The 6,033-nt window shown below is 43.3% G+C and carries 2 protein-coding genes; both read right to left on the bottom strand.

Annotated elements, in window-relative coordinates; all coding sequences use genetic code 11:
- A partial coding sequence (locus F6K20_RS21185) for a type I polyketide synthase (RefSeq protein ID WP_287295934.1) occupies positions 1–4,183 on the bottom strand: 4,183 nt, incomplete at its 3' end.
- Between the two features lie 87 nt (positions 4,184–4,270).
- Positions 4,271–6,033 (bottom strand): amino acid adenylation domain-containing protein (locus tag F6K20_RS21180; RefSeq protein ID WP_287295932.1); only part of this gene is annotated, 1,763 nt, incomplete at its 5' end.

The following is a 6,033-nucleotide window of genomic DNA, read 5'->3' as shown; positions in this document are numbered from 1 at the left end:
ATATTAGGTGCTCCAATGCAGAAATAGCTAACTCCGGTGAGAGTGCTTCTACTCCAATTTGAGCTAGCCATCTCTGAGCCTCATTTGTGGTCATGCCACCCCCTGCCCAGGCTCCCCAATTGATTGCTAATCCTGGTAAGTCTAAAGAATGACGATAGTGCACCAACCCATCTAGGAACTGATTAGCTGCGGCATAATGGGTCTGACCTCGGGAGCCCCAAACTGAGGCAATGGATGAGAAACAGACAAAGAAATCCAGATTCTCATTCCGAGATAGTTGATGTAGATTCCATCCACCCTGTACTTTAGGACGCAGCACTGCCTCCCATTTTTCCGGTGTTAACTCTTCGAGAGTATCTAATCTTCCTACTCCTGCCGCATGAATAATCCCTTTGAGAGGTTTCTCCTCAGCTTCAAGCTGCTTCCAGACTCGTTCCATATCGGTTAGATCAGCCACATCGACTGCCAGGACTTTGACATTAGTCCCAGTCTGTTGCAGTGCTTCCACAGCGGGTTGAGTTTCCTTTGTCAGACCACTACGACTAAGTAGGATCAGATGGCGGACACCCTGTTTAACCAGCCAATCGGCTACTTTCAATCCCAAGTATCCCAATCCACCTGTGATCAGATAGCTTCCTGTCGGCTCTACTTTGAATATTTTCGAGGTAGGAACTGAACTGCGCACTAATCTGGGTACATAACGTTCACCCCCACGGTAGACTACCTGGTCTTCCGCATCACGGTTGAGCAGCTCCCTTAAAAGGCATTCCATGTGATTTTCAGCAGTTTTACCTGGTTCTAGGTCAATTAATCCTCCCCACAACTCAGGGTGTTCGAGTGACACAACCTTTCCCATACCCCATAGAGGAGTCTGAGCTACAGAGATAGGATGCTCTCCCTTAGCTACTGCTCCTGCTGTAACTACCCAAACTTTTACAGGAGTTGAAGAGTCGTCTTGCAGTAAGGTTTGTAGTAGTCCCAGCAAGCTTTGAGAAGAAGTCGTATTTATCTGAGAAGGGACTTCCTCACTGGTCAAATACACAATCCCTACCAAGGGCAGCTCAGTTTCTTGTTGAACCTGCTGCAACAGTTGTGAATAGTCTTGAGGAAATTGCTTGACAACATAGCAACTCTGCTGTTTTTGCTCAAGCTGCTCTGCTAACTTCTGTGCCACAGTTGCCTCACCTCCGATAATCAGCCATTGACCATTCTGGGAAGGGGTTTCTGGAGCTAGAGTTGAAGGCTTGAGCTGCCACTCTATATGGTACAAACAATCCTTGAGAGCTGCTTGTGCCAGTGATTGTTGATGGTGGTGAATCAGTTGCTGCACGACTTCAACTGCTGTCAAGGAGCCGTTTCCTGTTAACATTGCTGTCAACTGCTTATAGTCTCCTCGATCTAATAGCTCAGTTACAGGAGATGAGGTTGAAACAGATAAATTTTGCTTGGCTTTGTCTTCACCTCTGCCTTGACTCCGTTCAATCCAATAACGTTGTCTTTGGAATGGATAGGTTGGCAATACTACTTTCTGAAAGCCATAATCTTGATCGACTCCCAACCAATCCACTTCAGCTCCCTGTAGATACAATTGTCCTAAACTGAAAAGCATCTGTTGCCAGTCTTCCATCCCTAGTCGCAGAGAAGGCAACCAGACACCTACCTCTTCTGGTAAACACTGCCTTCCCATACCTAACAAAATTGGTTTTGGTCCAATTTCTAAGAAAACTTCATAGCCTTCTTGGTACAAGGTTTCCATACTTTGGACAAACCGCACTGGTTGGCAGATATGATTCACCCAGTAGTCCGGTGTACTAATGTCACAGGTAGCTTGTTCTCCTGTGACATTAGATATGAGTGGAATTTGAGGTTGGTGGTAGTTCACTTGTTGAGCTACTGCTTCAAACTCTGCCAAGATTGGTCTCATTAAAGGTGAATGGAAGGCGTGAGATACCTGTAGTAGTTTGATTTTCACTCCCTCCAATTCCAGGCTGCTACTAATTGCTTTAACCGCAGCACTCGCTCCAGAAATCACAACACTTTCTGGTCCGTTGATGGCTGCAATACCCACATTAGACTGAGCTAACCCCAATTTCTCCGTGTAGTTTGCGATCACTGCTTGCACCTTCGACTCTGATGCCATGACCGATACCATCTCACCGACAGATGGCAATTGTTGCATCAACTGCCCTCGCTTGGCAATTAATCTCAAACCATCTTCTAAACTGAAAACCCCTGCTACCGTTGCTGCGACATATTCACCTACACTGTGACCCATGACCACATTTGGTTCAATGCCCCAGGATTGCCAGAGCTTGAAGAGGGCATATTCGATAGCAAATAGGGCGGGTTGAGTATAAGCTGTTTGGTCTAGTAGCGATGAACCAGACTCATCCGTTGTTTGATGATATAGAACGGCTAAAAGAGATTGATCTAGTAGCGAACTCAGAATTTCGTCACATTCCTCCAAAGCTTGACGAAAAGTTGGCTGAGTTTCGTATAGTTGCCGTCCCATATTCAGATATTGGGAACCTTGACCAGTGAACAGGAAAGCTACTTGAGGAACATTACTGCTGGTACAAAATTCTTTTTGAAACACCCCAACTACTTCTTCCCCAGCACTTCGGTTACTGAGTTTTGTTGCTAATTGTTGTCGATCAGCGGCAATAATAGCAAGGCGATGGTTGAAGTGGAATCGTCCACTATTGGCTGTATAACAAATATCTGCTAGTTCTATTTTTCGGTTAGTTTCTAGATAATTTTGATAACGACTAACCAATTCTTCGAGTGCTTCTTTAGTTTGAGCTGAAAGGGTTAATAAATGTAAGGGACGCTGATATATATCTTGGTTTTTAAATTGTTTTGGGGCTTCTTCGAGAATGACATGGGCGTTAGTTCCTCCCACGGCAAAAGAACTAACTCCAGCTCTGCGAGGCGTGCCATTGCTTTTCCATTCTGACAATTTTGTATTGACGAAAAAGGGACTATTTACAAAATCAATTTTGGGATTGGGTTGTTCAAAGTTCAGGCTAGGGGGAATTAATTTGTGATTGAGAGCCAAAGTAGCTTTAATCAGTCCCGTTACTCCTGCTGCTGCGTCTAAATGCCCAACATTAGTTTTTACTGAACCAATAGCACAAAAGCCTTGTTTTTGGGTGCTCTGCTGAAAAACCTTGGTCAGAGCTTCAATTTCAATCGGATCTCCGAGTTTTGTCCCTGTGCCATGAGCTTCTACATATGTGATCGTCTCTGCTTCCACACCAGCCACAGCCTGAGCTTCTGAAATAACCGCTGCTTGACCTACTACACTAGGTGCGGTGTAGCCGACTTTCAAAGAGCCATCGTTATTAATGGCTGAACCCTTAATTACTGCATAGATATAATCTTTGTCTGCAATAGCATCTTCGAGTCCCTTGAGTAGTACAACTCCGAGACCATTACCATACCTTGTACCCTCAGCTTTGGCATCAAAGGCTCGGCAATGACCATCTGGGGAGAGAATCATCCCGTCTTGATACAAATATCCCACTTCTTGAGGCACACGGATGGTTACACCACCAGCAAGAGCCATGTCGCATTCCCCATTGAGCAAACTTTGGCAAGCTAGATGAACAGCTACTAATGAAGTGGAACAAGCAGTTTGAACGGTGATAGCCGGTCCAGTTAGATTCAGGTTGTAAGCAACACGAGTTGCTAAGTAATCTTTGTCATTAGCCAGCAATTGTTGAAAAGAACTACTATTGAGGTAAGAAAAGTCAAAACAAGGATTAACGTTGTTCCAGAAATAGCTGCTCATGGTAATGCCAGCATAAACCCCGATAGAACCTTGATAGGTATCCGGGTTATAACCACCCCTCTCTATTACTTCCCAAGCACATTCGAGGAATAGCCTTTGTTGCGGGTCTATCTCTTCAGCTTGTTTAGGAGTATAGCCAAAGAAACTAGCATCAAACATATCTATGTTTGAGATCAAACTACCAGTCCTGACGTAGTTAGAGTTATTCAGTAACTCTTGTTCGATCCCAGAGTTGAGCAATTCTTGTTCTGAAAAAAGACATATTGATTCAACTCCATCCCGAACATTCTGCCAAAACTGTTCAATATCATCAGCTCCTGAATAACGTCCAGATATTCCTATAATTGCTATGTCTTGATTATCGTTAAGGTCTTCTAAATCATCCATCATCTTACTGTCATACTTTAATTTTGCTATATTTCTTAATTACTTAGCTGTTCATAACAGTTATAACAATACAACAATACTTGGAAAAAATTATTTTTTGCCGCGTAGACTTTTTCTAATATTGCGCCTTTCCTTTCTTGTAGTGCCTTTCTTAACTCGCTCATCTCCACGAGTTTTACTAGTTTCCATAAATAATTCTTTACTACCAATCTGAGTAAGGTGTTGACTTAGAAAATGTACAGTAGGGTTAGCAAACAGGTCAACTACTTTCAATTCTATGCCTAATAGTTCTTGCAATTTATTATGCACTCTGATGACAAGTAAAGAATTTCCTCCTATGGCAAAGAAATTGTCGTGAATTCCTACTTCTTCTAGCTCAAGAACTTCTGTCCAAACAGCAGCAATTTGTTGTTCAGTTTTGGTTTGAGGTAGTATATTTTGATTCGTATCGGCTATAGTTTGTCTTTGAGGTTTGGGCAATCGTTTACGGTCTACTTTGCCGTTGGCAGTTAATGGTAAAGCTTCCAAAATAACATAATCATCAGGAACCATATATTCGGGAAGTTTTTGCCATAGGTACTTACGCAATTGTTCCGAAGTACAATTTATTTCTTGATCAGGCTGGCCCACTTCATTTTTGTCTTCTGTCTGATGGATATCGGTCAGGGAAGAATCGCTAATAACAGACTTTTCCTTGAACACGGCATAAGCAACCAGGCGTTTGCTTTGTTGAGATTCTCCGATAGCAGTAACAATCGCTTCTTTAATTCCTGGAAATTGCTTTAATGCTACTTCAATTTCCCCCAGTTCAACACGATAACCATTTATTTTTACCTGGAAGTCTTCTCGGCCTAAAAACTCAATATTACCATCCGGTAAATACCTGCCTAAATCCCCAGTTTTGTATAACGGTTCCTGAGTGACTGGATGGGTAATAAAGCTTGCTTGGGTCTTGTGCTCATTTTTCCAATAACCCTTAGCTAAACCTACCCCTCCAATATAAAGTTGTCCCGGTACCCAAACTGGTCTTGGTTCCATCAACTCATTCAGTACGTAAAAACTTTGATTTAACAGGGGCTTACCATAGGGAATACTCTTCCAGTCTGACCCCACCTTTTCAATCGGATAGCCAATCGACCAAATTGACGCTTCGGTTGCTCCACCCAAACTCATCACTTGAACATTAGACCACAGAGATTGGATTTTGCTTGGTAAGTCTACTGGCAGCCAATCTCCACTCAACATTACCACTCGTAAATCACCTACTGCTGTTGCTGAGGTTCCTAATAAATGCTCTACCAACATCTGCATCAGAGCCGGAACTGAGTTCCACAAGGTAACTTCGTGAGCGATAATTAATTCTCTCCAGCAAGCTGGATCCTTTGCTGCTTTTGGTGGTGGCATCACTATCGCTCCCCCTGCTCCTAGCACACCAAATATGTCGTACACTGACAGGTCAAAATTTAACGCTGCTAAGGCGAGTACTCGGTCAGATGGTGTTACTTTAAACCGTTGATTGATGTCGAGGATGGTATTGATTGCTCCCCGATGATCGATCATTACCCCTTTGGGTAAACCTGTGGAACCAGAAGTGTAAATCACATAAGCTAAATCTTCTGAAGTTTGTACTGGTTCTAGGGGGTTTGGATCATATTCTGCTAACTCTTCAGTATCTACAGACCAACATTTGATTCCTTCAGGCCAACCCAGAGACTGTTTGAGGTGAGTTTGAGTCAATACTTGTGTGACTTGTGCTTGCTCGAGTAGATACCACTGTCTTTCTTGGGGTAGCCCAGGATCTATCGGTAGGTAAGCTCCACCAGACATCAAGATGCCTAACACTGCTACTACCA

Source organism: Moorena sp. SIO2C4 (assembly GCF_010672485.1).
GTDB lineage: Bacteria > Cyanobacteriota > Cyanobacteriia > Cyanobacteriales > Coleofasciculaceae > Moorena > Moorena producens.
The sequence above is the reverse complement of the archived record's forward strand: the minus strand, read 5'-3'. Positions and strand labels throughout refer to the sequence as shown.